Here is a 26,582-nt window from a genome sequence, read left to right on the forward strand (position 1 = left end):
CTACTGGCCGCCCTTCTGGACGAAGCCCTTCACGAACTCCTCGGCGTTGGCCTCGAGCACGCCGTCGATCTCGGCGAGCAGGTCGTCGGCACCGGACGTGCCGGTCTGCGACTGGGCGGCGGGGGCGCTGGGAGCGGGTGCTCCGGGATCGGGCAGCTCGTTCTCCTCGCGGCGCTGGGCGCCGGTGCCGAAGATGCGTTCCTGGGCCATGTCGGGGTCCTCCTGGGGTCGGTGGTCGGGGTGCTCAGCCGAGGGAGCCGGTGTGCACGCGGGCGGGTCGGGCGGCGGCGAGGGCACGGACGAGGTGCTCGGCGTCGGGCGCCGCGGACAGCAGGTCGCCGACGTCCGCCCGGGTCAGCTCGAGGGGCTCCGGCATCGTGATCCGCGCGCCGCGGCGCACCCCGGGCAGGGTGAGCGAGACGGAGTCCCAGTTGGCCGTGAGGACGTCGTCGGGGAAGCGCGTCACCAGCCCGCCCCGCAGCCACGCCCGGGTGTCGGCGGGCGGCAGCCGCACCGCCTGCTCGAGCTCCTCCGGGCCGAAGAGGGTGCGCATCCGCCCGGCCGCGACCAGCCGGTGGTACAGCCCCTTCTCCGGGCGCACGTCCGCGTACTGCAGGTCGATCAGCGTCAGGCGCGGGTCCTCCCACCCGAGGCCGTCGCGCTCGCGGTAGCCCAGCAGCAGGGCGTGCTTGGCGACCCAGTCCAGGCGGTCGGCCAGCGACAGGGGGTCGGTCTCGAGGGCGTCGAGGACCTCCGCCCACAGCTCCAGCACCTCGCGGGTCTCCGGGTCGGGGCCCCCGGCGGTCCGCTCGTGCGCCCGGGCGGCCTCGAGGTAGAGCCGCTGCAGCTGGACGCCCGTGAGCTCCCGCCCGTCCCGCAGCGTCACGGTGGTGCTCAGGCCCGGGTCGTGGCTGATCGCCTGCAGGGCCGCCACGGGGTCCGCGAGCGCGATGTCGGGGGCGGCGCCGGCCTCGATGAGACCGAGGACCAGGGAGGTCGTGCCGAACTTCAGGAGGTTCGAGGTGTGGGAGAGGTTGGCGTCGCCGATGATGACGTGCAGACGCCGGTGGTGGGCGCGCTCGGCGTGGGGCTCGTCCCGGGTGTTGACCACGGGGCGGTGGACGGTGGTCTCGAGGCCCACCTCGCGCTCGAAGAAGTCGGCGCGCTGGCTGATCTGGAAGCCCGGGCGCTGCCCGCGGTCCCCCAGTCCCACGCGGCCGGCGCCGCACACGACCTGGCGGGAGGCGAAGAAGGGCAGCAGGCCGGCGGCGAGGGCCTCGAACGGCACGGAGCGGGGCACGAGGTAGTTCTCGTGCGCGCCGTAGGACACGGACTTGTTGTCGGTGTTGTTCTTGTAGAGGTTCACGACGTCGAGGCCGGTGTCCGGGGCGCTCGCGGCGATCGCCCGGACCGCGTCGAGGGCGACCCGGTCCCCGGCGGCGTCCCAGAGGACGGCGTCCCGGGGGGTCGTGACCTCCGGGGAGGAGTACTCGGGGTGGGAGTGGTCCACGTAGAGGCGGGCGCCGTTGGGCAGGACCGTGTTCATCACGACCTGGCGCCAGTCCAGGGTCTCGGCGTGGGGGCCGCTCTCCCGGAGGACCTCGGCGGCGACCTCCTCGGCGGTGAGCACGGGGGCGACGTCGGTGAGCTGGGAGGGGTCGGCCTGCTCGCGGGGCACGGCGAAGCCGCGGGCGTCCTGCAGCGGGGTCTCCCCGTGGTAGTCCCAGCCGGTGGTGGTGCGGGACGCGCCGAGGCGGCGGCGGACGAGGGCGGCGTAGGTGGTGACCACTTGGGTGGAGAGCACGGTCGCGTTGGCCTGGGGGTTGCCGGCGGCGAGCACCCCGAACTCGGTCTCGGCGCCCATGACGCGGCGGACGCTCATGCGGGCCCCTCCCCCGGGTCCGCCCCGGCGGGGGTGTGGCGCGCGCCGGGGCCGGCCGGGTGCGGGTCGCGGTGCAGGGCCACGCGCAGGTCGGTGATCGTGTCGCCGCGGCGCCCGGAGATCCGGGCCCAGTCCTCGGGGTTGGAGGTGTTGGGCAGGTCCTGCTGCTCGTGGAACTCCTCGTCCACGGCGCGGACCAGGTGCTCCCGGCCCAGTCCCCGGACCCCGGTGGTGAGCAGGTCCTTGATGGCCTGCTTCTTGGCCCGGTCCACCACGTTGCGGATGACGGCGCCGGAGGTGAAGTCGCTGAAGTACAGGGTCTCCTCGGTGCCGTCGCGGTAGCTCAGGTGCAGGAACTGCGTGCCGGGGCTCTTCTGGTACATCCGGGCGACGGCGGCGTCGACGAGGGCGGTGACGGCCCCCGCGCGGGAGCCGGCGGCCTCGACCTCGTCCTGGCGCAGGGGCAGGTCCTCGGTGACGTAGAGGCGGAGGATCTCGGCGGCGCCCTCGGCGTCCGGGCGGTCGATGCGGATCTTGACGTCGAGGCGTCCCGGTCGCAGCACCGCGGGGTCGATCATGTCCTCCCGGTTGGTGGCGCCGATGACGATGACGTTGTCGAGGCGCTCCACGCCGTCGATCTCGGTGAGCAGCTGGGGGACGATGGTGGTCTCCACGTCCGAGGAGAGCCCGGAGCCGCGGGTGCGGAACAGGGAGTCCATCTCGTCGAAGAACACGACCACGGGGATGCCGCGGGCGGCCTGCTCGCGGGCGCGCAGGAAGATGGAGCGGATCTGCCGCTCCGTCTCCCCCACGTACTTGTCCAGCAGCTCGGGGCCCTTGATGTTCAGGAAGTAGCCCAGGGCGGTCCCTCGCCCGGCGCGGTCGGCGGCGCGCTCGGCGAGGGAGCGGGCCACGGCCTTGGCGATGAGGGTCTTGCCGTTGCCGGGGGGCCCGTAGAGCAGGATCCCCTTGGGCGGGGTGAGCCCGTGCTCGCGGTAGAGCTCCGGGTGCACGAAGGGCAGCTCCACGGCGTCGCGGATCTGCTCGATCTGGGGACCGAGGCCGCCGATGTCGTCGTAGGAGACGTCGGGGACCTCCTCGAGGACGAGCTGCTCCACGTCGGTGCGCTCGATGGGCTCGAGCGCGAAGCCGGTGCGGTGGTCGATGGACACGGCGTCGCCGATCTCCGGGCGGCTGCGGCGCAGCAGCCCGGAGAGCAGCAGGACGCGCTCCTCGTCGGAGCGCCCCACGGTGAGCACGCGGTCGTGGTCCACGATCTCCTTGACGGTGGCGATCTCCCCGGTCTGCTCGTAGTCGAGGACGGCGCCGACGGTGTAGTTCTGGTCGAGGAGGACCTGGCGGCCGGGCTCGCAGGCGGCGAAGCTCACGAGGGGGCTCAGGGCCACCCGCATCCGCCGGCCGGCCACGAGCACGTCGAGGGTGCGGTCGGTGACGGCCGGACCGGTGCCCGTCTGCTCGCCCACGGGGGCGCGTCCGGGATTGACCTGCAGGACGGTGCCCTGGCTCAGGGGCGGGACGAGGTCGTTCTCCAGGGCGCGCTTGAGCTGGGCGATCTCGGTGCGGGTGGCGTCGAGGAGCCGGACGAGCTTCTGGTTCTGGGTCCCGGCGGCGGCCAGCTGCTTGTCCAGGGCGCGCTTCTGGTCGCGCAGGATGTTGACCTGCCGCTGGGCGTTGACGAGGGCGCGGCGGGTCTGCTCGGCGTCGGCCGCTCCGGTGCCCGCGGGACCGGTGGCCTGCTGGGGGGAGCTCTCGTTCACGGGCGCTCCTCGTGGGGGTGCTCGGGGACGGCGCCGGGTGCCGTCTCCCCCGGTCCCTCGGGCGCCGTGCGCGGAGCGGTCCCCGCGGAGACCGCGGGCGGCGTCGCGGCCGGGTCGCCGGCGGGCGCGGTCGCGCGGGCGGCCTGCTCCGCGAGGCCCATGGCCTCGCGGCCGGCCCGGCGCAGCTTCTTGTCGGTGACGTCGCGCTCGCCGAGGGCCACGGGGGTCCAGGCCTGGAGGTCGTCCTCGCTGTACTCGGACTTGGAGGCCCGCCGCTTGGGGGCCAGCCGCTCGGAGCCGTCGGCGAGCCGGCGGGCGGAGAGCAGGAACCCGGTGTGGGCGACCATGCGGTGGTCGGGGCGCACCGCCAGGCCCTCGACGTGCCAGCCGCGCACCATGGTCTCGGAGGCGTCGGGCTCGGTGTAGCGGCCGTCGGCGCGCATGGCCTCGGCGGTGCGGGAGAGCTGGGTGACCGTCGCGACGTAGCACATGACCACCCCGCCCGGGGCGAGGGCCGTGGCCACGGCGTCGAGGCACTCCCAGGGGGCGAGCATGTCGAGGACCACGCGGTCCACGGAGCCGGGCGCCTCGAGCTCGCCGAGCTCCTCGGCGAGGTCCCCGATGCTCAGCCGCCAGGCGGGATGGGGCCCGCCGAACATCGTCTCGACGTTGCCGCGGGCGATGTCGGCGAACTCCGCGCGGCGCTCGAAGGAGTGCAGGTGCCCCTCGTCGCCCACCGCGCGCAGCAGCGAGATGGACAGGGCGCCGGAGCCCACCCCCGCCTCGACCACCCGGGCACCCGGGAAGATGTCGGCCATCGTGACGATCTGGCCGGCGTCCTTGGGGTAGACCACGGCGGCGCCGCGGGGCATGGACAGCACGAAGTCCTTGAGCAGCGGGCGCAGGGCCTGGTAGCGGAACCCGGCGGAGTTCTGCACCACGGTGCCCTCCGGCCGGCCGATGAGCTCGCCGTGGCCGAGCACCCCGCGGTGGGAGTGGAACGCGCCGTCCTCGGCGAGCGTGACCGTGTTCATCCGCCCGCGCTCGTCGGTCAGCTGCACGCGCTCCCCGGCCCGGAAGGGCCCGCGCCGGTTGGCGGCGCCGCGCGGGGACGCGGGCGAGGGGGCGGCGGTCTGGTCAGCGGTTCCGGTCATCGGCTCACTCTCGGGGCAGGGCATGGTCATCTCGTGCGGGTCCGGCGGCGCCGGCCCGGGGTCCTCCCCCATTGTGTCACCGCGGGCGTGTCCCCGTGCTCGCGGCCTCCCGCAGGCGGGGGCCCGGGGCTCAGCCGGCGAGCAGGCGCTCGAGGACCGCGCTGCGCAGCACCCCCACGAGGACGCCGCCGGGTCCCGTGACCACGTAGTGGGGGTACTCCCGGGCCGCGACCGCCCGCAGCAGCGCCTCCTCCCGCAGACCCGCGTCGAGCACGGCGTCGGCCGGCAGCTGCTGCAGCACCGAGGTCAGCGGGGTCTCCGCCCGCCGGCCGGCGGGCACCGCGTCCGCGGCGGCGGGCACCAGCAGACCCAGCACCCGGCGGTCCGGGTCCAGGGCCAGCACGTGCGGAACCGCTCCGCCCGCGGCGCGGGCGAGGTGGTCGGTGACCAGCCGGTCGGCGTGGGCCAGGGAGGCGCTCGAGGGCACCGCCACGGCGGGCTCGGCCAGGGTGGCGGCGCTGACCCCGTGCACGCGGGCCAGGACGGCGGCCGCGCGCAGGGAGGCGCCGGCGCCCTGCCACATGAAGCCGGCCACGAGGACCACGAGCACGAGCGCCACGGGCTGGCGCCACAGGCCGGTGAGGGCGGCCCCGGCCACGAGCCCCGCGGCGAGCAGCCGGCCGGTCCAGGCCGCGACCACCGTGCCGCGCTGCTCCCGGCCCGTGACCGCCCAGACCAGGGCCTCGACCACCCGGCCGCCGTCCAGCGGCAGACCCGGCAGCACGTTGAAGACGCCCACGATGAGGTTCGCCCACGTGGTGAGGTCGAGCAGCACCCAGCCGAGCGTGGGGGACGGCTCCCCGGTGCGCAGCAGCACCCAGCCGGCGAGGCCGAGCGCGAGGTTGACGGCGGGCCCGGCCAGGGAGACCGCCGCGGAGGCCCACGGGGTGCTGCGCACCTCCCCGAAGTGGGTGTGCCCCCCGAGCAGGCTCAGCACGATGCGGCTCGTGGGCCACCCGAAGGCCCGGCCCGTCCAGGCGTGGGCGAGCTCGTGCAGCAGCACGGACAGGGCCAGGGTCAGGGCGAAGCCCAGGGAGGCCGCGTAGTTGAGCGCCCCCAGGCGGGGATAGGCCTCCATGAGCACGGGGGTGTAGAGCAGGACGGTGACCGCGGCGATCAGGAACCAGGACCAGGACAGGGTCACGGGCACCCCGCCGATCCGGCCGAGGGGGATGCCCTCGGTGCGGGCGCGCCTCACGCGCGGGCCCCGGCCACGAGCCGGCCGAGGTCCGCCGGGCCCACACCGGCGAGGCTGGGCAGCACGAGGTCCGCGCCGGCGTCGTCGAGCGGGACCATGTTGGGCACCCCCACGGTGAAGATCCCCGCCGCGGTGGCCGAGCGGATGCCCGTGCGTGAGTCCTCCACCGCGACCATGCCGCCGAGCCCGAGCGGGCGGCGGGCGCGCTCGGCGAGCCCGGCGGCGCCGATCCGGTAGGGGTCGGGGGCGGGCTTGGCCGGGTGGCCGAGGTCCCCGGTGACGACGACGTCGAAGACGCCCGGGCCGCCGAAGGCCTCCAGGACGACCTCGGCCAGGGGTGCCTCGCTGCTGGTGACCAGGGCCAGGGGCACGCCGCACTCGCGCAGGGCCGCCACCAGCTCCGGCGCCCCGTCCTTGTACACGACCCGTTCCCGGGTGCGGGCCGCGACGCGGGCGACGAGCCGGTCCACGATCTCCCGGATGCCGAGGGCGACCCCCTGGCGCTGGAACACCGCGGCGGCGTCCTCGAGCCCGGTGCCGACCATGGCCAGGGCGTCGGCCTCGGTCCAGGTCCCCCCGTGGGAGCGGACCAGGTCGATCTCGGCCTCGATCCAGTACGGCTCGGTGTCCACGAGGGTTCCGTCCATGTCGAACAGCACGGCGGTGGGCAGGGGCACGCCCGGGGGCGTGGACAGGAGGCGGGACATGGCCTCCATCGTAGTGGCCGCAACACGGGCCCCCCGCTGCCGGGAGCTCTTGCCGTCGAAGTCCCGGCGCGTAGTGTGGTGCCGTGAGCAACGACTTCGACGAGACGTTCCCCCGCCCCCAGGCCGGCCCGTTCGGCGTGGTCCGCGAGGACGGTGACCGGGAGCGCGTGACCGTGCTCGTGGCGGCGTTCGAGGGCTGGAACGACGCCGGGGACGCCGCCACGGACGCGGTCAAGTTCCTCGCGAGCCAGTACGGGGCGAAGGACGTGTTCGAGGTCACGTCGGACGACTACTACGACTACCAGTTCTCCCGGCCCATCGTGCGCCGCTCGGCGACCGGCGAGGTGAAGATCGTCTGGCCCACGACCCGGCTGTCCACGGCCACCGTGCCCGGCACGAACCTCGACCTCGTGCTGCTGCACGGCTGGGAGCCCTCCTACCGGTGGCGCTCCTTCACCGCCGAGCTGCTGGAGCAGGCGACCCTGCTCGACGTCGACTTCGTGGTCATGGTCGGGGCGCTGCTCGCCGACGTCCCGCACACCCGGCCCATCCCGGTGACCAAGACCTCCGACACCGCCGAGCTCCAGGAGGAGCTCGGCATCGACTCCTCCCAGTACGAGGGGCCCACGGGCATCGTGGGGCTGCTCTCCCACATGGCCTCCCTGGGCGGGTTCCCCACGGTGAGCCTGTGGGCCGCGGTGCCCCACTACGTCGCGCAGTCCCCCTCCCCGAAGGCCGAGCTGGCCCTGCTGCGGGAGCTCGAGGAGCTGCTGAGCATCACGCTGCCCCTGGACGAGATCGCCGAGGACGCCGAGGCCTGGGAGCGGGGGGTCAACGAGCTGGCCTCGGACGACCCCGAGATCGCCGCCTACGTCCAGCAGCTCGAGGAGGCCAAGGACACCACGGACCTGCCCGAGGCCACGGGGGACGCCATCGCCAAGGAGTTCGAGCGCTACCTGCGCCGGCGTCGCGACGAGAAGTGAGCCGGCCCCGCGCCCGGGCACGGCGCGGTCAGGGGCGGCACCCGCACCGGGGTGCCGCCCCTCGCCGTGCCGCGGGAGACGTCCCGCGGCGTGGTCAGAGCTCGATGCCCAGCCGGGCGTCCACGAGGTCACGGACCAGCCGGGCGTCCGCCCCGCAGGTCCCCGGGGTGCCGCCGGCCAGGGCCGCGGCGGCCCACTCGTCCACGGCCGCCAGCGCCGCGGGGGCGTCCAGGTCGTCGGCCAGGGCGGTGCGCACGGTCTCCACGAGCGGGGCGGCGCTGCCCTCGGGGGCCACGGTGAGGGCACGGCGCCAGGTGTCCACACGGGCCACGGCGCCGGCGAGCACCTGGTCGGTCCAGAACCAGTCGTCGCGGTAGCGGTGGGCGAGGATCGCGGTGCGGATCACCGCCGGGTCCACCCCCTGCGCCCGCAGCGCGGACACGAGCACGAGGTTGCCCTTGGACTTGGACATCTTCTCCCCGTCGAGCCCGACCATCCCGGTGTGCAGGAAGTGCTGGGCCATGGGCCGTCCGGTCAGGGCCCAGCAGTGGCCGGCGCCCATCTCGTGGTGCGGGAAGACGAGGTCCGAGCCGCCGCCCTGGACGGTGAACGGCGCGGGCAGGTGCTGGAGGGCGATGAGCGAGCACTCGATGTGCCAGCCCGGGCGGCCCGCTCCCAGGGACGCCCCGTCCCAGGCCGGTTCGCCGGGGCGCTCCGCGCGCCACAGCAGCGGATCCAGCCGGTTCCGCTTGCCGGGGCGCTCCGGGTCCCCGCCGCGCTCGGCGAACAGGGGCAGCATCTGCTCGGGACTCAGGTGGGAGACGTCGCCGAGCACCCACGCGTCCGGGTCCTCGCTGGGCAGCGCGCCCGCGGCCTCCACGTCGAAGTACACGTCCCCGTCCGGCTCCCCGTCCCGGCCAGGCACCCGGTAGGCGATGCCCCGGGCCACGAGGCCCTCGACGGCGGGCACGATCCAGTCGACGGACTCGGTCGCGCCCACGTAGTGCTGGGGCGGGAGGACGTTGAGCGCGCTCATGTCCGTGCGGAACAGCTCGGTCTGCTCCTCGGCCAGCTCCCGCCAGTCCACGCCCGTCGCGGTGGCCCGCTCGAGCAGCGGGTCGTCCACGTCGGTGACGTTCTGGACGTAGTCCACCGGGGTCCCCGCGTCCAGCCAGGCCCGGTGCAGCAGGTCGAAGGCCACGTAGGTGGCGGCGTGGCCCATGTGCGTGGCGTCGTAGGGGGTGATCCCGCAGACGTACAGGCTCGCCCGGTCCTGCCGGGGAAGCTCCGTCAGCCGCCGCAGCCGGGTGTCCTGGACGACGGGCAGGGACGCCTCGCCGGGGAGGTCGGGGACGGGACGGGCGGACCAGGCTTTCATGCTCACCTCGGGTGGTTCGGGGACGGGACGACGGCGGCGCGGGGCCTCGTCCAACCTACCGGACCGGCCGGCTCCCCCGGCCCCCGGGGCTGAGCGGTCCGGGGCGTGCGGGACTCAGGCGCTGATGACCCCGAGCCCCAGGAGCACGAAGATGGCCAGGCCCAGCGCGATGCGGTACCACACGAAGATCGTGTAGCTGCGGTTGGAGATGTAGTGCATGAACCAGCCGATGATCACGTACGCCACCACGAACGCGATGCCCGTGGCCACGAGCGTCTCCGTCATCCCGTAGGGACCCTCCTGCGGCTGCCCCACGGTCTGGGCCAGCTTGTACAGACCCGAGGCGAAGACGGCCGGGATGGCCAGCAGGAAGGCGTAGCGGGCGGCCGCCTCCCGGGTGTAGCCCATGAGCAGTCCCGCGGTGATCGTGCCCCCGGAGCGCGAGACGCCCGGGATCAGGGCCAGCGCCTGGGCCAGGCCGTAGAGCACGCCGTGCTTGACGGTGAGGTCGTCGAGGTGGCGGGCCTGCCGGCCGACCCGGTCCGCCACCGCCAGGATCACGCCGAAGACCACGAGCATCGTGGCCGTGATCCACAGGGACCGGAACTCCGTGTCGATGTAGTCCTCCAGCAGCAGCCCGAGCACGCCGATGGGCAGGGACCCCAGGATGATCAGCCACCCCATCCGGGCGTCGGGGTCCGAGCGCTCCACGCGGCCCACCAGGGACAGGCTCCAGCGCGAGACGATGCGGGCGATGTCGCGCCAGAAGTAGATGATGACGGCGGTCTCGGTGCCCAGCTGCGTGATGGCCGTGAACGCGGCCCCCGGGTCGGCGCTGTTGGGCAGGAGCTCCCCCACGATGCGCAGGTGCGCCGAGGAGGACACCGGGAGGAACTCGGTCAGGCCCTGGACCAGGCCCAGAATGATGGTTTCGATCCAATTCACCCGGCCACCCTACGGCACCTCCCGCGCCGCGGCGGGCGGGACAGGCCCGGGCGCGGCAGGAGCGGCCCGCGGTGCGGGCCGCTCCTGCCGATGCGGTGGCGGGGCTCAGCGGCCGGAGCGCGCCCCGTCGGTGTCGTCGAGGTCCTCGTAGTCCTCCTCGTCGACGAGGTCCTCGTCGAGCATCTCGTTGTCCTCCAGCAGCTCCTCGTCGTCCTCGTCGTCGTCCGAGTCCTCGTCGTCGTCGTCCGAGTCGTCGTCGGAGTCGTCCTCCGCGAAGACGGTCAGCGGGGTGACCTCGTCGTAGGCGTCGTAGAGCGCCTCCTCGTAGGCGTCGAAGGCGTCCGCGATGGCGATGTAGGCGCCGTCCACGGCGGGGTCGTCGTCGCTGCGCCGGTTCGACGCGGCGACGAGGTGTTCTTCGAAGGCGCTCACGAGAGCCTGCAGCGCGGCCCGAGGATCATTGCTCATGGAGTAGACGTTAGCGCTATTCCGTGCAGAATGGGGACCGATGAGAGAACAAGTCCGGACCAGCACGGCGACCCTCACGAGGGACGCCGACCAGCGCTACGAGTACCTCCTGCTGACCGTCGCGCCGCACGAACTGCTCAGCGACGCGCGGGCCCGGCTCAGCGAGCACGCCGAGTACGGCAAGTGGGAGCTGACCCGCTCCGTCCTGCTCTACGGCGGCACCCGCAAGTACTGGCTGCGCCGCCGCGTCATGCGCGTGGAGCGCACCGTCTGAGCCCGGAGGCCCCGCGGCGGGATCGGCGGGGCCGGGTCAGTACCGGGTCAGCAACCGGTGCAGCACGCGGGAGCCGAACTCCAGGGAGTCCGTGGGCACGCGCTCGTCCACGCCGTGGAACATGGACGGGAAGTCCAGCTCGTCCGGCAGGCGCAGCGGCACGAAGCCGTAGCCGGTGATGCCGAGCGGGTCCAGGGACTTGTTGTCCGTCCCGCCGGAGAGCATGTACGGCAGCACGACCGCTCCGGGGTCCTCGGCGTGCAGGGCGTCGACCATGGCGTCGACCACGGTCCCGGAGAAGGGCACCTCGAGGGCGATGTCGTCGGACTCGAACTCGAAGGACACCCCGTCCCCGGCGAGCTCCGCGAGCTTGGCCAGCACGACCTCCCGCTGCCCGGGCAGGTAGCGCACGTCCAGCCCGGCCTGGGCCGAGCCGGGGATCACGTTGACCTTGTAGCCGGCCTCGAGCATGGTCGGGTTCGCGGTGGTCTGCAGGGTGGCGCCCACGAACCGCGCCACCGAGCCCAGCTCGGCGAGCAGCCGCTGGGGGTTCTGCGGGTCGAACTCCACGCCCGTCAGCTCGGTGACCGAGTCCAGGAACGCCCGGGTGGTCTTGGTGAGCTCGATCGGCCACCGGTGCTCGCCGATGTCGGCCAGCGCCCGGGAGAGCCGGGTGACCGGGTTGTCGTCGTTGATCTGGGACCCGTGACCGGCCGTGCCCTGCGCGTTGAGGCGCAGCCACATGAGGCCCTTCTCCGCCGTCTGCAGCAGGTAGGCCCGGCGGCCGCCGATGGTGGCCGAGTACCCGCCCACCTCGCTGATGGCGTCCGTGACGCCGTCGAAGAGCTCCCGGTGGTGCTCGGCGATCCAGTGGGAGCCGTACACCATGCCGGCCTCCTCGTCGGCGAAGAAACCGAAGACGATGTCCCGGCGCGGGCGCTCACCCGTGCGCACCATGTGGCGCAGCACCGAGATCATCATGGCGTCCATGTCCTTCATGTCCACGGCCCCGCGGCCCCAGATCATGCCGTCCTTGAGCTCGCCGCCGAACGGGTCCACCGACCAGTCGGCGGCGATCGCGGGCACCACGTCCAGGTGGCCGTGCACCAGCAGGGCGTCGGCGGACGGGTCGGTGCCCTCGATCCGGGCGAAGACGTTGGCCCGGCCGGGCGCCGACTCGAGGACGGTCGTGGCGATCCCGACCTCCTCGATCAGCCCCGCGACGTACTCGGCGGCCCGCCGCTCCCCCTTGGCGTCACCGCTGCCGTAGTTGGAGGTGTCGATGCGGATGAGATTGCGGCAGATCTCGACGGTCTCGGCCTCGGGCGAGGACGCGGCCGCCGCGGCGGCGACGGTCTGAGGATCGGTCATGGCGGTCCTTCCTGTGGTGCCTGGTGGGCGGGGGCGGGCGGCGCTCAGCGGACGAAGGCGTCGCGGCCGGGGTAGTGCCTCAGCACGAGGCGTCCGGACTCCTCGACCACGAGGACCTCCTCCGCCCTGCCGGGCGCGTCCTCGGGTGCGACTTCGAGCCGGTGGCCGTCCGGCGTCGTGACGGCGTCGCCCTGGACGGCGAGCGTCCCATAGCGGGAGGTGTCGGGGTGCCGGCGCTCGAGGTAGCCGGGGCAGTACTGCGAGTTGCCGTCCGTGGCCCGGTGCACGAGGTCGTGGGACAGCAGACCGCAGGCGGTCTCCCAGTCGCGCTCGGCCATCGCGTCGACGAAGGCCGTGGTGACGCCCTCGGGCGTGCCGAGGTCCGGACCGCACCCGCTCAGCCCCACGGCGACGGCGGCGGCGATCGTGCCCAGCACCGGCGGTCGCCGGATGCCGGTGGCGCGGCTGGCGTGGACGGTCATCGGGCTCCTCTCCGGGGGTGCGTCCCCAGCCTATCGTCCTCCGTCCCCGGGACCGGCCGGCGCCCGGACGCCGCCGGCGGCGCGCCGCAAGGAGCGGGGCGTGCCTGCCGGCGGCGGCCGGGACACGGTGTCGGCGACCGGCGTCCGGACCCCCGGCAGGGCAGGACCGACGGCACGGGAACAGATCACTCTAACCACGGGAATACCGCCCGGCGGGGACATTCCGTGATGTCGCCGTTATTGTTCCGTGATAGGCGAAACAATTTCACACATTTCGTATTTGCAATGGGAATTCCCTAGCATTTCCCTGGGCGACTTCCCCAGCCCAATCTGTCTCGTCGTCCGGCCGGACGGCGATAGCCCCCCGCCGCACGGAACCCCCCATTCGTCCGTGCGTGCAGACAGACCAGGAAGCAGAAGCACCCATGGCGAAACACCGCTGCGCCCCCGCGCGCCGTCACGGCCGCATGGCCGCCCTGGCCCTCTCCGCCGGCATCGGCGCCACCACACTGACCGGCACCTCCCTGCTGACCGGCACCGCGGCCCACGCGGCCGCGCAGGACATCGTCACGGTGGACGCGGCCACCCGTCAGTCCGACGCCCAGCTGATCCTCGACGAGATCAACCGCTACCGCGAGTCCCTCGGCGTGAAGCCCCTGAAGTACTCGGCGACGCTGTCCCAGGTGGTGCAGAAGGAGTCCGACCGTCAGGTGGTCGAGGAGGAGTTCTCGCACAGCACCTCCTTCCTGACGGATCCGCGGACCGGCCCGTGGACCAGCGCCAACGAGGTCATCGCCCTGGAGTACCACCGGGACGTGAGCGCCCTGGTCCGGTGGTGGAAGTCCTCGGCCGCCCACGACAAGGCGCTCAAGGACCCCCGGCACGAGGTGATCGGGATCGGCCTCACGTACGCCGACGGCCGGCTCGAGAACACCGGGAAGCCCTGGCAGGTGCTCTCCACCGTCAACCTCTACGGGTACGCCAATGGCGGCGCGCCCGCGGACGCGTCCACGCGCGTGGACGGAGCCCCCGCCTACGGCTACGAGACGTCGCAGCCCGTCCAGACCCCGGCCGGCTACGGCGTGGCCGGTGCGATCGGCGCGAAGTACCACGCCCTGGGCGGGGCTCCCGTCCTCGGGCAGCCCGTGACCGCGGAGCTCGGCGGCCTGCGCGCCGGGGGCGTCTACCAGGAGTTCTCCCTCAACGGGCGCAAGACCACCCTGTACTGGAGCCCCGCCACCGGCGCGCACTGGGTCGAGAACCCCACCGCCATCGGCCAGAAGTTCGTGGCGGCGGGACGGGAGAACGGCTACGGCTTCCCGACCACGGACGAGCGGCGCCTGGCCGACGGGTCCTCCTACCAGGTCTTCTCCCGGGACGGGGTCCTCACCAAGGTCATGTGGACCCGTGCTTACGGAGCGCGCGCGGTCAACGAGACCGGCGCCATCGGCCGCGCCTGGAAGGCCGCCGACTTCGAGCGGGGCTACGGCTACCCGGTCACCGACCCGATCCGCTACGGCACCACCGTGTACCAGCGCTTCTCCAACGGCTACAAGGTGAACTGGTCCTCCACCAGCGGGCAGGTCTGGGTCACCGGCTGGTGACCGCGGTGCCCCGGGGCCGGTGCCCCGGGGCACCCGTGGACTCAGTGCTCGAGCACGATCTTGCCGACGTGCCGGGCGGACTCCAGCTCGCGGAAGGCGTCGGCGGCGTCGGCGAGCGGGTGCCGCCGGTCGATCAGCGGGCGCAGCCCGGTCGCGTCGAGCGCGCGCACGAAATCGGCCTGGTCCCGCCGGCTGCCCACCAGCAGCCCCTGGAGCCTGACCTGCCGGGCCATGAGCAGCGCCGTGGGGACGTCGCCGGCGGCACCGGTGAGGACCCCGATCAGGGAGATGTGGCCGCCGACCCGCACGGCCCGGGCGGACTGGGCCAGCGTGCCCGGCCCGCCGACCTCCACGACGTGGTCCGCGCCGCGGCCGTCCGTGAGCTCCTGGACGGTGCGCCCCCACTCGGGGGTCTGCCGGTAGTTGACGACGTGGTCGGCGCCGAGCTCCCGGACCCGGTCGAGCTTGGCGTCGGAGGAGGACGTGACCACGACGGTGGCGCCCATGGCCTTGGCGAGCTGCACGGCGAAGATCGAGACCCCGCCGGTGCCGAGGGCCAGGACCACGTCCCCCGGCCGCAGTCCCCCGTCGACCACGAGGGCCCGCCAGGCGGTGACACCGGCCGTGGTGATGGTCGCGGCCTCGGCATGGGTCCACCCGGCCGGGGCGCGGGTGAACCAGGTGGCCGGACGCACCACGGCCTCCCGGCCGTAGCCGTCGAGGCCGTCGCCCGGGACGCGCCGGAAGTCGCCGTCCACGGGGGGCCCGTCCTGCCACAGCGGGAAGAAGCAGGAGACCACGGCGTCGCCCTCCGCGAGGTCCTCGACGCCCTCCCCGACGGCCTCGACGACGCCGGCGCCGTCCGCCAGCGGGATCCTCCCGTCCTGGGTGCGCGTCCGGCCCGCGACCACGAGGTAGTCGTGGTAGTTCAGGGAGCTGGCGCGCACGCGGACACGGACCTCGCCGGGCCCGGGCGCCCCGGGTTCCGGCACGTCCTCGACCGTGAGCCGGTCGAGGCCGCCGGGGGCGGGGACGGTCAGCTGCTTCATGGTGGCTCCTCCGGCGGGCGTCGGCGGTCGGTGGTCGCCGCCCACGATAGCCGCCGCCCCCGGAGCTGTCATGAGCGCCCTGGTCAGCGCTCGGGGACCGGCCCGCCGGTGCCGTGGCCGTGGGCCCGGGCGGACGGGCCTCGCTCTAGTGGGCGCCCACCCCACGGGCCTGCCGTGCCGCGGCCTCGGCACCCTGCGTCCAGCGCTCCCCGTGGCCGGGCAGCACGGTGCGCGCCCCGGTCGCGGCGACCGCGTCGAGGGAGCGCAGGGCCGCGGCGGAGTCGCGGGTGGCCGCGCCCGCGATGATCTGCGGGCCCCGACGGCCGGTGTAGGGGTCCAGCGTCACGAGGGCGTCCCCGCTCAGGACGGCCGCCCGGTCCGGCAGGTCCAGGACGCAGTGCCCGTCCGTGTGGCCCGGGGTGTGCACCGCCACGGGCCGGCCCGGCACCGGCAGTGCCACGCCGGTGCTCAGCGGGCGCATCTCCCGGACTCCCCGGACCGTGAGCGCCCCGGCCGCCGCCATCCGTCCGAGCAGGGGCAGGGACCGGGGGTGGGCCAGGGGGTAGAGGAACCGGTTGCGCTCCGTGCGGTACCGGTACGGGTGGGCGGCCAGGCGGGCGTCGTCCGGGTGGCCCAGCACGGGAAGCCCCCACTGCTCCTGGGCGCGGCGGGCGAAGCCCACGTGGTCGAAGTGCGCGTGCGTGAGCAGCAGAGCCCTGACCTCGTCCGGGCGCCGGCCCCGCTGCTCGAGGGCCGCGAGCAGCATGGGCCACATGCTGGGCAGCCCGGCATCCACGAGCGTGATGCCGTCCTCGTCCTCGATCAGGTAGCAGTTGACGTGGGCGTGGGCGATGCGGTGCACACCGTCGGCCACTTCGGGCGTGAACATGGCTCTCCTCACTCGATCAGTGTGCTGATCATATCGCCGACCCCGGCGCCGGTCACGACACCGGCCCGCGGACGGCCCCGACACGGCCGCATCCCGGTAGGATGGGGCGCACCAGGACCCGGCGGATCCCCCCGGTCCCCGGCACGGGCCCTGGCTCCCCCGGCCTGCCCCCCGAAAGGTCCCGCTGTGCACGATCAGCGTCCCGATGCCCTGCCCACCGTGGAGATCGTCGCCGTCCCCTTCCACCGGTTCCGCCGGCGGCCCTGGGCCATGACCTTCTCCCCCGCCGACGGCGGCCGTTCCGTCCGGCGCACGTTCACGGACTTCCGGGAGGCCGTGGTCGCGGCACGCGCCCTGGCGCTGGAGCACCGCGCACCCGTCGGCGTCTGATCCCGTCCGGGGCCGGCCCGCGCCGCTCCCCGGGCGTCCCGTCCCTACTCGGTGAGGGCCTCCAGGAGGACGTCGGCGACGGCCTGGCTCGACCGGGGGTTCTGCCCGGTGATCAGGTTGGCGTCGCGGATGACGTGACTGGACCAGGCGGGACCCGTCTCCACGACCGCCCCCTTCTCCCGCAGCACGGTCTCGAGGAACCAGGGGGAGTTCTGCCCGGTGCCGCCGCCGAGCTCCTCCTCGTTGCTGAAGGCGGTGAGCCTGCGGCCGGCGAAGAGGAACGTGCCGTCGTCCTGGGCGCTGAGCAGCGCGGCGGGGCCGTGGCAGAACGGGGCGATGAACCGGCCGGCCCGGTCCGAGGCGGCGAGGATCCGGCCGAGCGAGGGGTCCCGGACGAGGTCCGCCATGGGGCCGTGGCCGCCGGGCAGGACCACGGCGTCGTAGTCGGTCTCGTCCACCTCGGCCAGGACGCGGGGCGCGGCGAGCTCCGCGCCGATCTGCTCGAGGTAGGCGCGGAACTCGTCGGCCCGCTCCCGGCCGCCGGCCGCGTCCGGGGTGAGGCTGGCGGGGTCCACGGTGGGCCGGCGCGCGCCCGGGGTGGCGAGGTCGACCGTGTGCCCCGCCCCGCGCAGGGCACGGTGGGCGACGACGAGCTCCTCGGCCCAGAAGCCGGTGGGATGCTCGGTGCCGTCCCGCAGGGTGAGGGAGTCGGCCGCCGAGACGATCATGAGAACACGGGCCATGATGGGTTGCTCCTCCACTGTGCAGTCCGTCCGGGTGGTGCCCGTCGTGCCGACCCGTGCCGGGAGCGGCACGGAGGCGGTCCGGGTGTTTTCCCTCGTGCGTGCCGCAACGGCTCCGCCCGGGCGCTTATTCCGCCCGCCGCCCAGGCGGCGTCGCTATGCTGACCGGGATTCCGGCACGACCGAGGAGGTCTCCATGGACGAGCGCGACGCGGACCGGCAGGACGGGCCACGACACCCCGAGCAGCGTGCCGACCGGCACGCGGGTCCGCGACCCGGCCGGCGCACGGTCGTCATCACCGGCGGCAGCGACGGCATCGGGGCGTCGGCCGCCCGCGAGCTGGCCGGTCGGGGCCACGACGTCGTCGTGGTGGGACGATCGGGCGAGAAGACCGCGGCGGTGGCCGGGCCCCTCGGGCTCCGCCACTTCACCGCGGACTTCGCCCGGCTCGAGGACGTGCGCCGGCTCGCCCGGGAGCTGCAGGAGTCCGTCCCGCGGATCGACGTCCTGGTCAACAACGCCGGCGGGATCTTCGACCGCCGAGAGCTGACGCCCGACGGGCACGAGATGACGTGGCAGGTCAACCACCTGGCGCCCTTCCTGCTCACCCACCTGCTGCTCGACCGGCTCGTGGCGGACCGCGCGGCCGTGCTCAGCACGTCCAGCATCGCCGCCCGCATCGGCCGGCTCTCACCGGAGGTCCTCGTCGACGACCGGCGCTGGTCCCCGCAGGGCGCCTACGGGGACACGAAGCTCGCCAACATCCTCGTCACCCGCGGTCTCGACCGCCGGCACGGGCCGGACGGCCTCGCCGCCGCGGCGTTCCACCCCGGGGGCGTCGCGACGAACTTCGCCTCGGGCACCACCACGGCCCTGCGGTTCCTCTACCGCACGCGCCTGGGCCGCCGGCTCATGATCACCCCCGAACAGGGCGCGGAGACGCTGGTGTGGCTGGCCGACGGCACCCCCGGCGAGGACTGGCGCTCCGGGGGCTACTTCGAGAAGAAGCGGCCGGCCCGCGCCCCGTCCCGCGCGGCCGACGACGCGCTCGCGGACGCCCTGTGGCGGCGCAGCGCCGAGCTCGTGGGGCTCAGCCCGGGACGTCCGGCCGGCTGAGCACCAGCGCGTCGACCTTCGCCCAGAGCTGCTCGACCGTCCCGTCGTTGACGATGACGGCGGTGATCCAGCGCGGGTCGATGCCGGCCTCCGAGGGGTGCGGGTCGTCCGGGGCGGCGGCTCCCGGGCGCACCACGTGCACCACCCGGCCCCCGGCGGCCGCGATGGCCTCGGCCTCGACGTCGAAGCGCACGTCCGTGAACACGACCGGCCCGCCCAGGCGCCGGGCGGTCTCCAGGCCGCGGTCCGCCCAGACCCTCTCCCCGAAGACGGCCTTGCCCGCCTCGTTGCCGACCTTCTGCAGCAGCGTCCGGATCTCCCGGTGCACCGGGTCCCGCGCCTCGTCCTTGAGCCGACCCCAGTCCCCGCCGACCTCCGCCAGGACCGTGGCGAGCCGCAGGGGCGTGCCGTCCCGGACGCCCACGAGGGGGTCCAGCTCGCTCAGGAACAGCCGCAGCGGGTCGGCGAAGGCCACCCGGGCGTAGCCGTGCGCGGCCACGAGACGGTCACCGCACGTGTCCTTGCCGGACTGCTTGCGCCCGTGCAGCCCGATCAGCCGCGGGCGGGGATCCGGTTCCTGCGCCATGACGGGTCTCCTCCGGTCGTGCGCCGACGTGGTCCAGCGTACGGCCGGTGATGCCCCCGTGCACCCGGGATTCACCCGGCCCCGACTTGCACTATGATGGCTTGAGTGCAAACCCATTCGATCCCCGGGCGTCCTCGATGACGGCGGGCGCCCGGGAGCAGCGCATGCGCAGGACCCGCCGCTCCCTCGTCGCCGGCGCACGCCGGCTGACCGCCGAGCGCGGGCTGGCCGGGTTCACCGTGGACGAGCTCTGCGCGGAGGCCGGGATCTCGCGGCGGAGCTTCTTCAACTACTTCGCCTCCAAGGACGACGCCGTGCTGGGCACCCCGGTCCGGGACCCGCTCGAGGCCTTCGGCGAGGAGTTCGTGGCCGGGGGTTCCGCGCCGGACGGCGCGCCGCTGCTGACGGCCCTGCAGGAGCTCGTCGTGCGCTCCTTCGCCCTCGTGGAGGGACCCCACGACCGGATTCTGCTGCTCGACGTCCTGCGCCGGGAGCCCGTGCTCCTCCAGCGGCTCACCGAGACCATGGAACGCCGGCTCGCCGAGCTGACGGAGCTCATCGCGCGCCGGGAGGGCTGCGGGGACCAGGACCCGTTCCCCGGTGTGGCCGCCGCCGTCGTCTCCCACCTCGCCGGGCACACCGTCCACGAGCTCCTCGCGACCCGGCCGGCCGGCGCGGACCCGGACGACTCCCCGCCCCTGGAGGAGTTCGCGGAGCTGCTGGCCCGCAACGTCCGCCTCGCCGGGATCCTGCTCTCCCCCGTCTCCGACGCCCCGCCGGCGACGCCGGACGCCGCCGCGGACACCTCCTCCACCACCTCCCCGGACACCCCTGACACGGTCCCGGACACCGAAGGACACCCATGACCACCACCCCGCCCGCGGTCGCGCCGGACACCCCGCTGCTGGTGCTGACCCAGAAGCGGATCTGGATCATCTTCTCCGCCCTCATCGCCGGGATGATGCTCGCCAGCCTCGACCAGACGATCGTCTCCACCGCCATGCCGACCATCGTCGGCGAGCTCGGCGGCGTGGAGCACCAGGCCTGGATCACCACGGCCTACCTGCTGGCCACGACCGTCGTGATGCCGGTCTACGGCAAGTTCGGCGACGTCCTGGGCCGGCGCAACCTTTTCCTCGTCGCCATCGCGCTGTTCACCCTCGCGTCGGTGGGCTGCGCCCTGGCCACCGGGTTCTGGCAGTTCGTGACCTTCCGCGCGATGCAGGGGCTCGGCGGCGGTGGACTGATGATCCTCTCCCAGGCGATCATCGCGGACATCGTCCCGGCCTCCGAGCGCGGCAAGTACATGGGCCCGCTCGGCGGCATCTTCGGGCTCTCCGCCGTGGCGGGGCCGCTGCTCGGCGGCTACTTCGTGGACCACCTCAGCTGGCAGTGGGCCTTCTACGTCAACATCCCCATCGGCGTCGCCGCCTTCGCCATCGCGTGGTTCACCCTGACCCTCCCGCACCGGCGCGCGACCCGCAGGATCGACGTGGCCGGCGTGCTCCTGCTGTCCGTGGCGACGACCTGTCTCATCCTCTTCACCGAGTTCGGCGGCAGTGCCGAGCACGGCTGGGGCGCGGCCGCCACCTGGGCCTGGGCGGGCGGCATGCTCGTGGCCGCGGGGCTGTTCACGTGGAACGAAACGCGGGCCGAGGACCCGATCATCCCTCTCGGCCTGTTCCGCAACCCGGTGTTCGTCAACGCCACCGCGATCGGCCTCACCCTGGGGCTGGGGATGTTCGCCGCCATCGCGTTCGTGCCCACGTTCCTGCAGATGTCCTCCGGCACCTCGGCGGCGGAGTCCGGGCTGCTCATGGTCCCCATGATGGTCGGGCTCATGGGCACCTCGATCTGGTCCGGCATCAGGATCTCCCGCACCGGTCGGTACAAGGGCTACCCGCCGGCGGGCACGCTCATCACGGCGGCGGCCATGCTCGCCATGACCACACTGGCCGCCGAGACGCCGATCTGGTTGATCTGCGTGTACCTCTTCGTGTTCGGCGCGGGCCTGGGCCTGATCATGCAGGTCATCGTCCTCGTGGTGCAGAACGCCGTGGACCCGTCCCTGGTGGGCACCGCCACGAGCACCACCAACTACTTCCGCGAGGTCGGCGCTGCCCTCGGCGTGGCGATCTTCGGCGCGATCTTCACCAACAACCTCTCGGAGCGGCTCACGGCGGTCTTCACGGGCGCCGGCGCCTCCGCCGACCGTGCCGGGGAGGCGACCGCCACGCTGGACCCGCGGACCCTGGCGCAGCTGCCCGAGACCGTCCGCGAGGGCGTCGTCACCGCGTACGCCGACTCCCTCGCCCCGGTGTTCTGGTACCTCATCCCCTTCATGCTGCTGGCCTTCGTGCTGGCGGTGTTCCTCCGGCAGATCCCGCTCTCGGACACCGCCGGCATGGTGGCCCGCGGCGAGGCCATCGGCGGCGCGGAGGCCGCGGCCCACGAGGCCGCGGCCAAGGAGGCCGCGACGGCGGCTGCGACAGGGGCTCCGACGGAGGAGCCGACCGGGGCCGCGGCGCACGGCGGGACGCGCCGAGCAACCCTCCCGCGCCACCCCGCCCCCTGACGGGCCGCGGCGCCGGACCGGTCCGGGGAGGCCGGTCCGGGAAGGCCGGGCCGGGGCAGGAACTGACCGAAAGGCCATGTGCTTCAGTGAACGCCCCCGGTAGATTGAGGCCCGGACCGGCTCCGCGACCGGTCCGGGCTGCACTGCCCTTCTCCCCCCTCCGGAAGGAATCGTCATGATCAGACTGGTCGGCGAGTTCGACGCGTTCTTCAACCCCAATGTCACGGCCATCCTCGGCATGTTCTTCGACCTGGTCCGCGCGCTGCTGCTCGGCGGCTGAGCCCCGGTCCGCCCCGCGCCCTCGGCGCCGCCGGAGCTCCTCCGGCGGCGCCGACCGCGTTCCCGGAGGCTTCCGGCGCCCCGCGCCGACTGCTAGGTTCGGCGCACCAGGCACCCGGCGGAGCGTCCGCCCCGCCGCGCAGACCCCGGGAGGTCTCCGTGAGCCAGCACCTCCACGTCGGCGGAGCCACCGGCGTCGGCACCCGCGCCGTGGTGGTCCGCGGCGGCCCCGTCCTGCGCACCGAACGGCGCACCGTCGTCGACGAGACCGACCGGACCGTCACGGTCGACGACGGCACCCGGTTCGCCAAGGCCTCCGGGCCGGTGCGGAACGACCCGGAGACCGCCGAGCCGGACGGCGCGCCCGCCCCGGTCCGGCTCGTGACGGAGGGACACCCGGCGTTCGAGCAGCTGTGGGCCGACGCGGTCCTCAGCACGTTCACCGACCAGGACCACGCCGCCTACGTGGAGGGCCTGATCGCCTCGAACCGGCTGGCGCGGCGCGGCGACGTGCACGCCCACTACGACGTGGCCGCCATCATCGACGAGCTGGCCGCCCTGCACCCCGATCTCGAGGCGATCCCCGAGGACCTGTTCTGGGCGGTCGTCGACCGGCACGGCCGCGAGGACGACCGGGACACCACGGCCTGACGCCGCCCCGGGACGGCCCACCGGATCCCGCCTCAGCCCAGGCGCCCGCCGGAGTGCCGCAGGTAGCAGCGGGCGCACATCGACTCGTAGGACACCGCCACGCCGTCGATGGCCACCTGGTCGCCCTCGAGGACAGGCTGCCCGTCCACGGTGCGGGCGTTGAACATCGCCTTGGACCCGCAGCGGCAGATCGTGCGCAGCTCCTCGACCGTGTGGGCCACGGCCAGCAGACGGGCGGCGCCCGGGAACGCCTCGGTGCGGAAGTCCGTGCGCAGCCCGTAGGCGAGCACCGGCACGTCGTCGAGCACCGCGATGCGCAGCAGGTCGTCGACCTGCGCCGGTTCGAGGAACTGCGCCTCGTCGACCAGCAGGCAGTGCACGGGGCCGCGGTGCGCGACGGCGGACCGGAAGCGCTCGCGCGCCGCGTCGCCGGCGGCCAGCAGCAGGTCGACCCGCCGGGACTCCCCCAGCCGGGAGACCACGGTGTCCGCGCCCTTGGAGTCGATCGAGGGCTTGGCGACGAGGACCGTCTGGTCGCGCTCCTCGTAGTTGTGGGCGGCCTGGATCAGCACCGTGGACTTGCCGGAGTTCATCGCCCCGTGCCGGAAGTAGAGCTTCGCCATCAGCGGGTGCCGGCGGGCCGGAGGCCGGGGGTGGTCATGGCGGTCTCTCCTGGGGGGGGGTCGTGCCGGGTGGCCGGCGGGGGGCCGTGCGTGCCGGTGAACACCCTACGTCGGACCCGCCGGTGGCGGGCACGGCCGGGACGCCCGCTAGCCTGGAGCCCATGGGTTGGCACATCGGCACCTCCGGGTGGAGCTACGACCACTGGGAGCACGTCCTCTATCCCCCGGGCACCGCCCCCGCGAAGCGCCTGGAGCTCTACACCCGGGCCTTCTCCACCGTGGAGCTCAACGCCAGCTTCTACCGCTGGCCGCGCGGCGCCACCTTCGCCGGCTGGAACCGGCGCCTGCCGGAGGGCTTTCGGATGACGGTCAAGGCTCCGCGCGGGCTCACGCACGCGAAGAAGCTCTACGCGCCCGAGACCTGGAGCCGGCGGATCGCGGAGTCCTGGCACGAGCTGCGCGACCGGCGCGGGGTGCTGCTCGTCCAGCTCCCGCCGGCGCTGGGCCGCGACGACGCGCGGCTCGACTGGTTCCTGGCGGGGCTGCCGGACTGGCTGCCGGTCGCGGTGGAGTTCCGGCACGACAGCTGGGTGCACCCGGAGGTGTTCGAGCTGCTCCGGCGCCACGGCGCGGCGTACGTGGTGATGAGCGGGGCCGGGCTGCCCTGCGTGCTGGAGGCCACGGCCCCGGTCGTCTACGTCCGCCTCCACGGCCCCGACCACGACCACCTGTACGCGGGCTCCTACCCGGACGAGGACCTGGCCTGGTGGGCGGACCGGATCCGGGAGTGGCACCACGACGGGCGGGAGGTGTACGCCTACTTCAACAACGACGGTGACGGCCACGCCGTGCGCAACGCCCTGACGCTGCGCGGTCTCCTCGAGCACGGATGAGCCGCGTCCCGGGCCGAGGGCCCCCGCCGGCACCGGGACCTGCCGGGCACGGGCTCCCGGGGCTTAGGATGTGGCCACCCCGTCGAGCAGGACGGCCGAACAGGACAGGAGCCGGAGATGGACCGCTACCCGGAACCCGCGGACCGCGACGAGGCCTGGGCGGAGACGAGCCAGGAGAGGCTGGGGATCCGCGACGAGGACTGGCTGACCGCCACCACGGACGGCAGCAACAGGCGCGCGGACCCGCGGGACGAGCAGGAGGACACCGTGCCGCCGGAGGACCTCGAGACCGGGCTCCCCGCGGACGAGGAGTAGCGCGACCCGCGCCGGCCGCCGCCCGGGCTTGCACTGTCCCGGCGGTGTCTCCCACCATGGAAGGCCTGCCCCCGGCACCGGGAGGCGGAACGTGTTGAGGGCCCGGGACCTCCGGTGGACGGAGGTCCCGGGCCTTCGCAGTGCTCGGGACGCCCGCAGCCGGGCCGGGAGGCCGGCCGCGGAGGCCGCCGGCCGGCCCACGGGGGCGGGAACGTCCTGGCCCGCACTGCTCAGCGCCGGTGCGCGTACAGGTCGCGCAGCAGGGCGATCTCGGCGCCGTGGTGGATCAGCTCCCGGTTGACGTGCAGCACGAGCGCGAGCATCGGCAGTTCGCCGTACGGGCCCTCCACCGGGCCGCACGGGCGGGCCAGGTCGGACTCCGAGAGCGCGCGCACCCCGGTCATCCAGCGGTCGTACTCGCGGTCGAGCTGGGCCAGCGCCGCGTCGGCGGTCCCCGCGTAGACCCAGGTCCCGTAGGACGCCTCCGGGCCGGCGAAGTGACCGTGGCTGCGGACCGCGAGCACACCGACCACGAGGTGCGCGAGCCGCCACGCGATGGTCGTGAACGGCGCGGGGACCGGTTCGGGGTACGCGAAGTCGACCACGAGCTCCGCCCCGCCCGTCTGCAGGGGCGTCAGCCGCCGGGTCCGGTCGTGGACCGTCCACGCGGACCCGCCGGTGGGGTCGTAGACGTACTCCGTGTCGCTCAGGCCGGCGAGGCGGGGCCGCAGCTGCTGGGTCCAGTGCCGGTCGATCTGGTCGATGGCGCAGGCGGCGACGTCGAGGTCGGTCATGGCGGTTCCTTCCCGCTCGGGACGCCCCGGACGGTCGTGCGGGGACGGGACCAGTGTGCGCCCCGGAGCAGGCACCTGCCCCCCTTCCGTGGACCCCGACGAGGCGATCAGGCCCCCACCGTGCCCGCGGTCGCTAGGGCAGGTCCTGGTAGCCGACCTCGTACTCGGTCACGTCCAGGACGCGTGAGCCCGAGGTGGCCGCGGCGCGCTCGCGGACCGCCTCCACGGTGGACCGGGTGGCGGCCAGGGCCTCCTCGTCCGCCCAGAAGGTGATCGAGACGGACCGCCCGGAGGCGCGGTCGACCAGGCTCAGCGCTCCGCGGTAGCCGCCCAGCCGCTGGACGTCCGGCATCACCTCGGAGCGCAGCGCGGCCAGCCCGTCGTCGTAGTCCTCCGGATAGCCGCCCTCGTACGTGCTGACCCGTGCGTACATCGTCCGTCTCCCCCCGGTCGGTGCGAACAGGGTACGCACCGGCCGGGAGCGCGCGCCAGCAGCCGCGGCCCCGGGCCCGGCTCGGCACGCGGCTCGGAAGGCCCCGAAAAGACGCCCCAGGACACGACGACGATCAGCGCGGCGCCGACGCAGCGCCGACGACCGGCAGGGCGATCCCGCGCGGGGTCAGGGGCAGCGAGGCGCGGCGGACGAGCTCCGTGCGCGACCTCGACGGCACGTCGCGGTCGAGGGCGTGCATGAGCCGCACGACGCGACTGATCACGGACTCGCCCGCCGGGGAACGCGCCGCACGTCACGCCTTCCACGGCCCGTGCCGCCCCGTGATCCAGTCCAGCTCATTATTGCTTCACGAGCATCACCGAGATGGTCAATAGGTATTGGACGGACAGTAATCCTGCCTGCCAGGGTGAGATGGACCACCGGACGGAGGAGGACCGATGACACTGCAGAGCGATCTCCGGGCAGACCACCCCGGCACGTCCGGCCACGAAGCGGCAGGACCCAGGACTGCCCACCAGGACGGCTTCGGCCGGAACGCCACGGGCCCACTGGCCGGGATCGTCGTCGCGGACTTCAGCCGGGTGCTCGCAGGGCCCTCCTGCACCATGCTGCTCGCCGAGCGCCTCGGCCTGGAACCGGTCGTCGGCGTCGGCGAAGGCGGGATGGCGGATGCCGGGCACCGCCGTCCCATCGGCTTCTCCGCGACCCCGGCCGGCGACGACCTCGTCCCCCCGGGCCTCGACGCCGACCGGGACGCGGTCCTCGCCTGGCTCGACGCCCGCCCCCAGCACGCCTGACCGGCGCCCTGTCCCCGACGCACCGACACAGAGAGAACTGCCATGACCACGACAGCAGCCACGTCCGCCATCACCTCCGACTACTTCCGGCTCGACGACGAGCTCGGTCCGGAGGAGGTCGCGGTCCGTGACCGGGTCCGGGC

General features: G+C 74.1%; 30 protein-coding genes. 11 read left to right on the forward strand and 19 right to left on the reverse strand.

Translation table 11 applies throughout. The features are described from left to right. The 6 genes from QYM41_RS15555 to QYM41_RS15580 form a co-directional block, all read right to left on the reverse strand. Positions 1 to 210, reverse strand: coding sequence for a ubiquitin-like protein Pup (locus QYM41_RS15555; protein WP_368800693.1), 210 nt, complete (start codon positions 208 to 210; stop codon positions 1 to 3). 34 nt (positions 211 to 244) lie between these two features. Then, positions 245 to 1,882, reverse strand: coding sequence for a depupylase/deamidase Dop (gene dop / locus QYM41_RS15560; RefSeq protein ID WP_368800694.1), 1,638 nt, complete (start codon positions 1,880 to 1,882; stop codon positions 245 to 247). Then, a complete protein-coding gene (gene arc / locus QYM41_RS15565; protein ID WP_438612606.1) occupies positions 1,879 to 3,660 on the reverse strand; it encodes a proteasome ATPase in 1,782 nt (593 codons plus the stop codon). Before arc ends, dop begins: the two co-directional genes overlap by 4 nt. Beyond that, positions 3,657 to 4,814 (reverse strand): tRNA (adenine-N1)-methyltransferase, encoded by a 1,158-nt coding sequence (locus tag QYM41_RS15570; RefSeq protein WP_368800695.1) that lies wholly within the window; start codon positions 4,812 to 4,814, stop codon positions 3,657 to 3,659. Before QYM41_RS15570 ends, arc begins: the two co-directional genes overlap by 4 nt. Before the next feature lie 130 nt (positions 4,815 to 4,944). Beyond that, positions 4,945 to 6,072: a site-2 protease family protein gene (locus tag QYM41_RS15575; protein WP_368800696.1), complete on the reverse strand. Its 1,128-nt coding sequence runs from the start codon at positions 6,070 to 6,072 to the stop codon at positions 4,945 to 4,947. After that, complete coding sequence (locus tag QYM41_RS15580) at positions 6,069 to 6,779, reverse strand: HAD family hydrolase (RefSeq protein ID WP_368800697.1); 711 nt, start codon at positions 6,777 to 6,779, stop codon at positions 6,069 to 6,071. The genes QYM41_RS15575 and QYM41_RS15580 overlap by 4 nt, the downstream gene beginning before the upstream one ends. Before the next feature lie 83 nt (positions 6,780 to 6,862). Between QYM41_RS15580 and QYM41_RS15585 the strand changes: the two genes are divergently transcribed. Next, on the forward strand, positions 6,863 to 7,762 hold the full coding sequence (locus tag QYM41_RS15585; RefSeq protein ID WP_438612607.1) for a PAC2 family protein: 900 nt from the start codon (positions 6,863 to 6,865) through the stop codon (positions 7,760 to 7,762). 94 nt (positions 7,763 to 7,856) lie between these two features. On the opposite strand, the gene mshC is transcribed toward QYM41_RS15585, so the two are convergent. The 3 genes from mshC to QYM41_RS15600 all read right to left on the reverse strand — a co-directional run bounded on the left by mshC (position 7,857) and on the right by QYM41_RS15600 (position 10,553). Further along, complete coding sequence (mshC, locus tag QYM41_RS15590; protein ID WP_368800698.1) at positions 7,857 to 9,140, reverse strand: cysteine--1-D-myo-inosityl 2-amino-2-deoxy-alpha-D-glucopyranoside ligase; 1,284 nt, start codon at positions 9,138 to 9,140, stop codon at positions 7,857 to 7,859. A 114-nt stretch (positions 9,141 to 9,254) separates the two neighbouring features. After that, on the reverse strand, positions 9,255 to 10,085 hold the full coding sequence (locus QYM41_RS15595; protein ID WP_368800699.1) for an undecaprenyl-diphosphate phosphatase: 831 nt from the start codon (positions 10,083 to 10,085) through the stop codon (positions 9,255 to 9,257). Between the two features lie 105 nt (positions 10,086 to 10,190). Beyond that, a complete protein-coding gene (locus QYM41_RS15600; RefSeq protein WP_368800700.1) occupies positions 10,191 to 10,553 on the reverse strand; it encodes a primosomal protein in 363 nt (120 codons plus the stop codon). A gap of 40 nt (positions 10,554 to 10,593) precedes the next feature. Between QYM41_RS15600 and QYM41_RS15605 the strand changes: the two genes are divergently transcribed. Further along, entirely contained in the window at positions 10,594 to 10,827 is a 234-nt protein-coding gene (locus tag QYM41_RS15605) for a DUF5703 family protein (protein ID WP_298590098.1), read from the forward strand. A gap of 36 nt (positions 10,828 to 10,863) precedes the next feature. On the opposite strand, the gene QYM41_RS15610 is transcribed toward QYM41_RS15605, so the two are convergent. Next, positions 10,864 to 12,198 carry a M20/M25/M40 family metallo-hydrolase gene (locus tag QYM41_RS15610; RefSeq protein ID WP_368800701.1) on the reverse strand — a complete coding sequence of 445 codons (1,335 nt, stop codon included), beginning with the start codon at positions 12,196 to 12,198 and terminating at the stop codon, positions 10,864 to 10,866. 44 nt (positions 12,199 to 12,242) lie between these two features. Beyond that, positions 12,243 to 12,680, reverse strand: a complete 438-nt coding sequence (locus QYM41_RS15615) for a hypothetical protein (protein ID WP_368800702.1) — start codon at positions 12,678 to 12,680, stop codon at positions 12,243 to 12,245. Positions 12,681 to 13,105: 425 nt separating this feature from the next. On the opposite strand from QYM41_RS15615, the gene QYM41_RS15620 reads away from it, so the two are divergent. After that, positions 13,106 to 14,284, forward strand: coding sequence for a CAP domain-containing protein (locus QYM41_RS15620; protein ID WP_368800703.1), 1,179 nt, complete (start codon positions 13,106 to 13,108; stop codon positions 14,282 to 14,284). A gap of 41 nt (positions 14,285 to 14,325) precedes the next feature. On the opposite strand, the gene QYM41_RS15625 is transcribed toward QYM41_RS15620, so the two are convergent. Both QYM41_RS15625 and QYM41_RS15630 read right to left on the reverse strand, forming a co-directional pair. Then, positions 14,326 to 15,333 (reverse strand): zinc-dependent alcohol dehydrogenase family protein, encoded by a 1,008-nt coding sequence (locus QYM41_RS15625; RefSeq protein WP_368800704.1) that lies wholly within the window; start codon positions 15,331 to 15,333, stop codon positions 14,326 to 14,328. A 145-nt stretch (positions 15,334 to 15,478) separates the two neighbouring features. Beyond that, entirely contained in the window at positions 15,479 to 16,222 is a 744-nt protein-coding gene (locus tag QYM41_RS15630) for an MBL fold metallo-hydrolase (protein ID WP_368800705.1), read from the reverse strand. Positions 16,223 to 16,408: 186 nt separating this feature from the next. Here QYM41_RS15630 and QYM41_RS15635 point away from each other — a divergent pair, with 186 nt between their 5' ends. Next, the gene (locus QYM41_RS15635) at positions 16,409 to 16,612 is read left to right on the forward strand and encodes a hypothetical protein (protein ID WP_368800706.1); all 204 of its coding nucleotides are present in this window, start codon (positions 16,409 to 16,411) and stop codon (positions 16,610 to 16,612) included. 44 nt (positions 16,613 to 16,656) lie between these two features. Here the strand turns inward: QYM41_RS15635 and QYM41_RS15640 are convergent, their stop codons facing one another. Then, the gene (locus QYM41_RS15640; RefSeq protein WP_368800708.1) at positions 16,657 to 17,355 is read right to left on the reverse strand and encodes a type 1 glutamine amidotransferase domain-containing protein; all 699 of its coding nucleotides are present in this window, start codon (positions 17,353 to 17,355) and stop codon (positions 16,657 to 16,659) included. A gap of 196 nt (positions 17,356 to 17,551) precedes the next feature. On the opposite strand from QYM41_RS15640, the gene QYM41_RS15645 reads away from it, so the two are divergent. Then, the gene (locus tag QYM41_RS15645) at positions 17,552 to 18,472 is read left to right on the forward strand and encodes an SDR family NAD(P)-dependent oxidoreductase (RefSeq protein ID WP_368800709.1); all 921 of its coding nucleotides are present in this window, start codon (positions 17,552 to 17,554) and stop codon (positions 18,470 to 18,472) included. Here the strand turns inward: QYM41_RS15645 and QYM41_RS15650 are convergent. Continuing rightward, complete coding sequence (locus tag QYM41_RS15650; protein ID WP_368800710.1) at positions 18,447 to 19,058, reverse strand: deoxynucleotide monophosphate kinase family protein; 612 nt, start codon at positions 19,056 to 19,058, stop codon at positions 18,447 to 18,449. The genes QYM41_RS15645 and QYM41_RS15650 overlap by 26 nt on opposite strands. 101 nt (positions 19,059 to 19,159) lie before the next feature. Here QYM41_RS15650 and QYM41_RS15655 point away from each other — a divergent pair, with 101 nt between their 5' ends. From QYM41_RS15655 to QYM41_RS15665, 3 genes are all read left to right on the forward strand, one after another. Beyond that, positions 19,160 to 19,924 carry a TetR/AcrR family transcriptional regulator gene (locus QYM41_RS15655; protein ID WP_368800711.1) on the forward strand — a complete coding sequence of 255 codons (765 nt, stop codon included), beginning with the start codon at positions 19,160 to 19,162 and terminating at the stop codon, positions 19,922 to 19,924. After that, positions 19,921 to 21,633, forward strand: a complete 1,713-nt coding sequence (locus tag QYM41_RS15660; RefSeq protein WP_368800712.1) for an MDR family MFS transporter — start codon at positions 19,921 to 19,923, stop codon at positions 21,631 to 21,633. Before QYM41_RS15655 ends, QYM41_RS15660 begins: the two co-directional genes overlap by 4 nt. 438 nt (positions 21,634 to 22,071) lie before the next feature. Beyond that, on the forward strand, positions 22,072 to 22,563 hold the full coding sequence (locus QYM41_RS15665) for a hypothetical protein (protein ID WP_368800713.1): 492 nt from the start codon (positions 22,072 to 22,074) through the stop codon (positions 22,561 to 22,563). Positions 22,564 to 22,595: 32 nt separating this feature from the next. Here the strand turns inward: QYM41_RS15665 and QYM41_RS15670 are convergent, their stop codons facing one another. After that, positions 22,596 to 23,186, reverse strand: coding sequence for a thymidine kinase (locus QYM41_RS15670; RefSeq protein WP_368800714.1), 591 nt, complete (start codon positions 23,184 to 23,186; stop codon positions 22,596 to 22,598). Between the two features lie 161 nt (positions 23,187 to 23,347). On the opposite strand from QYM41_RS15670, the gene QYM41_RS15675 reads away from it, so the two are divergent. Further along, positions 23,348 to 24,079, forward strand: a complete 732-nt coding sequence (locus QYM41_RS15675) for a DUF72 domain-containing protein (protein WP_368800715.1) — start codon at positions 23,348 to 23,350, stop codon at positions 24,077 to 24,079. A gap of 117 nt (positions 24,080 to 24,196) precedes the next feature. Next, positions 24,197 to 24,394, forward strand: a complete 198-nt coding sequence (locus QYM41_RS15680) for a hypothetical protein (RefSeq protein ID WP_368800716.1) — start codon at positions 24,197 to 24,199, stop codon at positions 24,392 to 24,394. A gap of 230 nt (positions 24,395 to 24,624) precedes the next feature. On the opposite strand, the gene QYM41_RS15685 is transcribed toward QYM41_RS15680, so the two are convergent. From QYM41_RS15685 to QYM41_RS15695, 3 genes are all read right to left on the reverse strand, one after another. Then, positions 24,625 to 25,188 (reverse strand): DinB family protein, encoded by a 564-nt coding sequence (locus tag QYM41_RS15685; protein ID WP_368800717.1) that lies wholly within the window; start codon positions 25,186 to 25,188, stop codon positions 24,625 to 24,627. A gap of 133 nt (positions 25,189 to 25,321) precedes the next feature. Further along, complete coding sequence (locus tag QYM41_RS15690; protein ID WP_368800718.1) at positions 25,322 to 25,621, reverse strand: hypothetical protein; 300 nt, start codon at positions 25,619 to 25,621, stop codon at positions 25,322 to 25,324. Between the two features lie 133 nt (positions 25,622 to 25,754). Further along, positions 25,755 to 25,904 (reverse strand): hypothetical protein, encoded by a 150-nt coding sequence (locus QYM41_RS15695; RefSeq protein ID WP_368800720.1) that lies wholly within the window; start codon positions 25,902 to 25,904, stop codon positions 25,755 to 25,757. 175 nt (positions 25,905 to 26,079) lie between these two features. On the opposite strand from QYM41_RS15695, the gene QYM41_RS15700 reads away from it, so the two are divergent. After that, positions 26,080 to 26,439: a hypothetical protein gene (locus QYM41_RS15700; RefSeq protein ID WP_368800721.1), complete on the forward strand. Its 360-nt coding sequence runs from the start codon at positions 26,080 to 26,082 to the stop codon at positions 26,437 to 26,439. The last annotated feature ends 143 nt before the right edge of the window (positions 26,440 to 26,582 follow it).

It is taken from the genome of Kocuria oxytropis (assembly GCF_040981195.1).
Lineage (GTDB): Bacteria > Actinomycetota > Actinomycetes > Actinomycetales > Micrococcaceae > Kocuria > Kocuria oxytropis.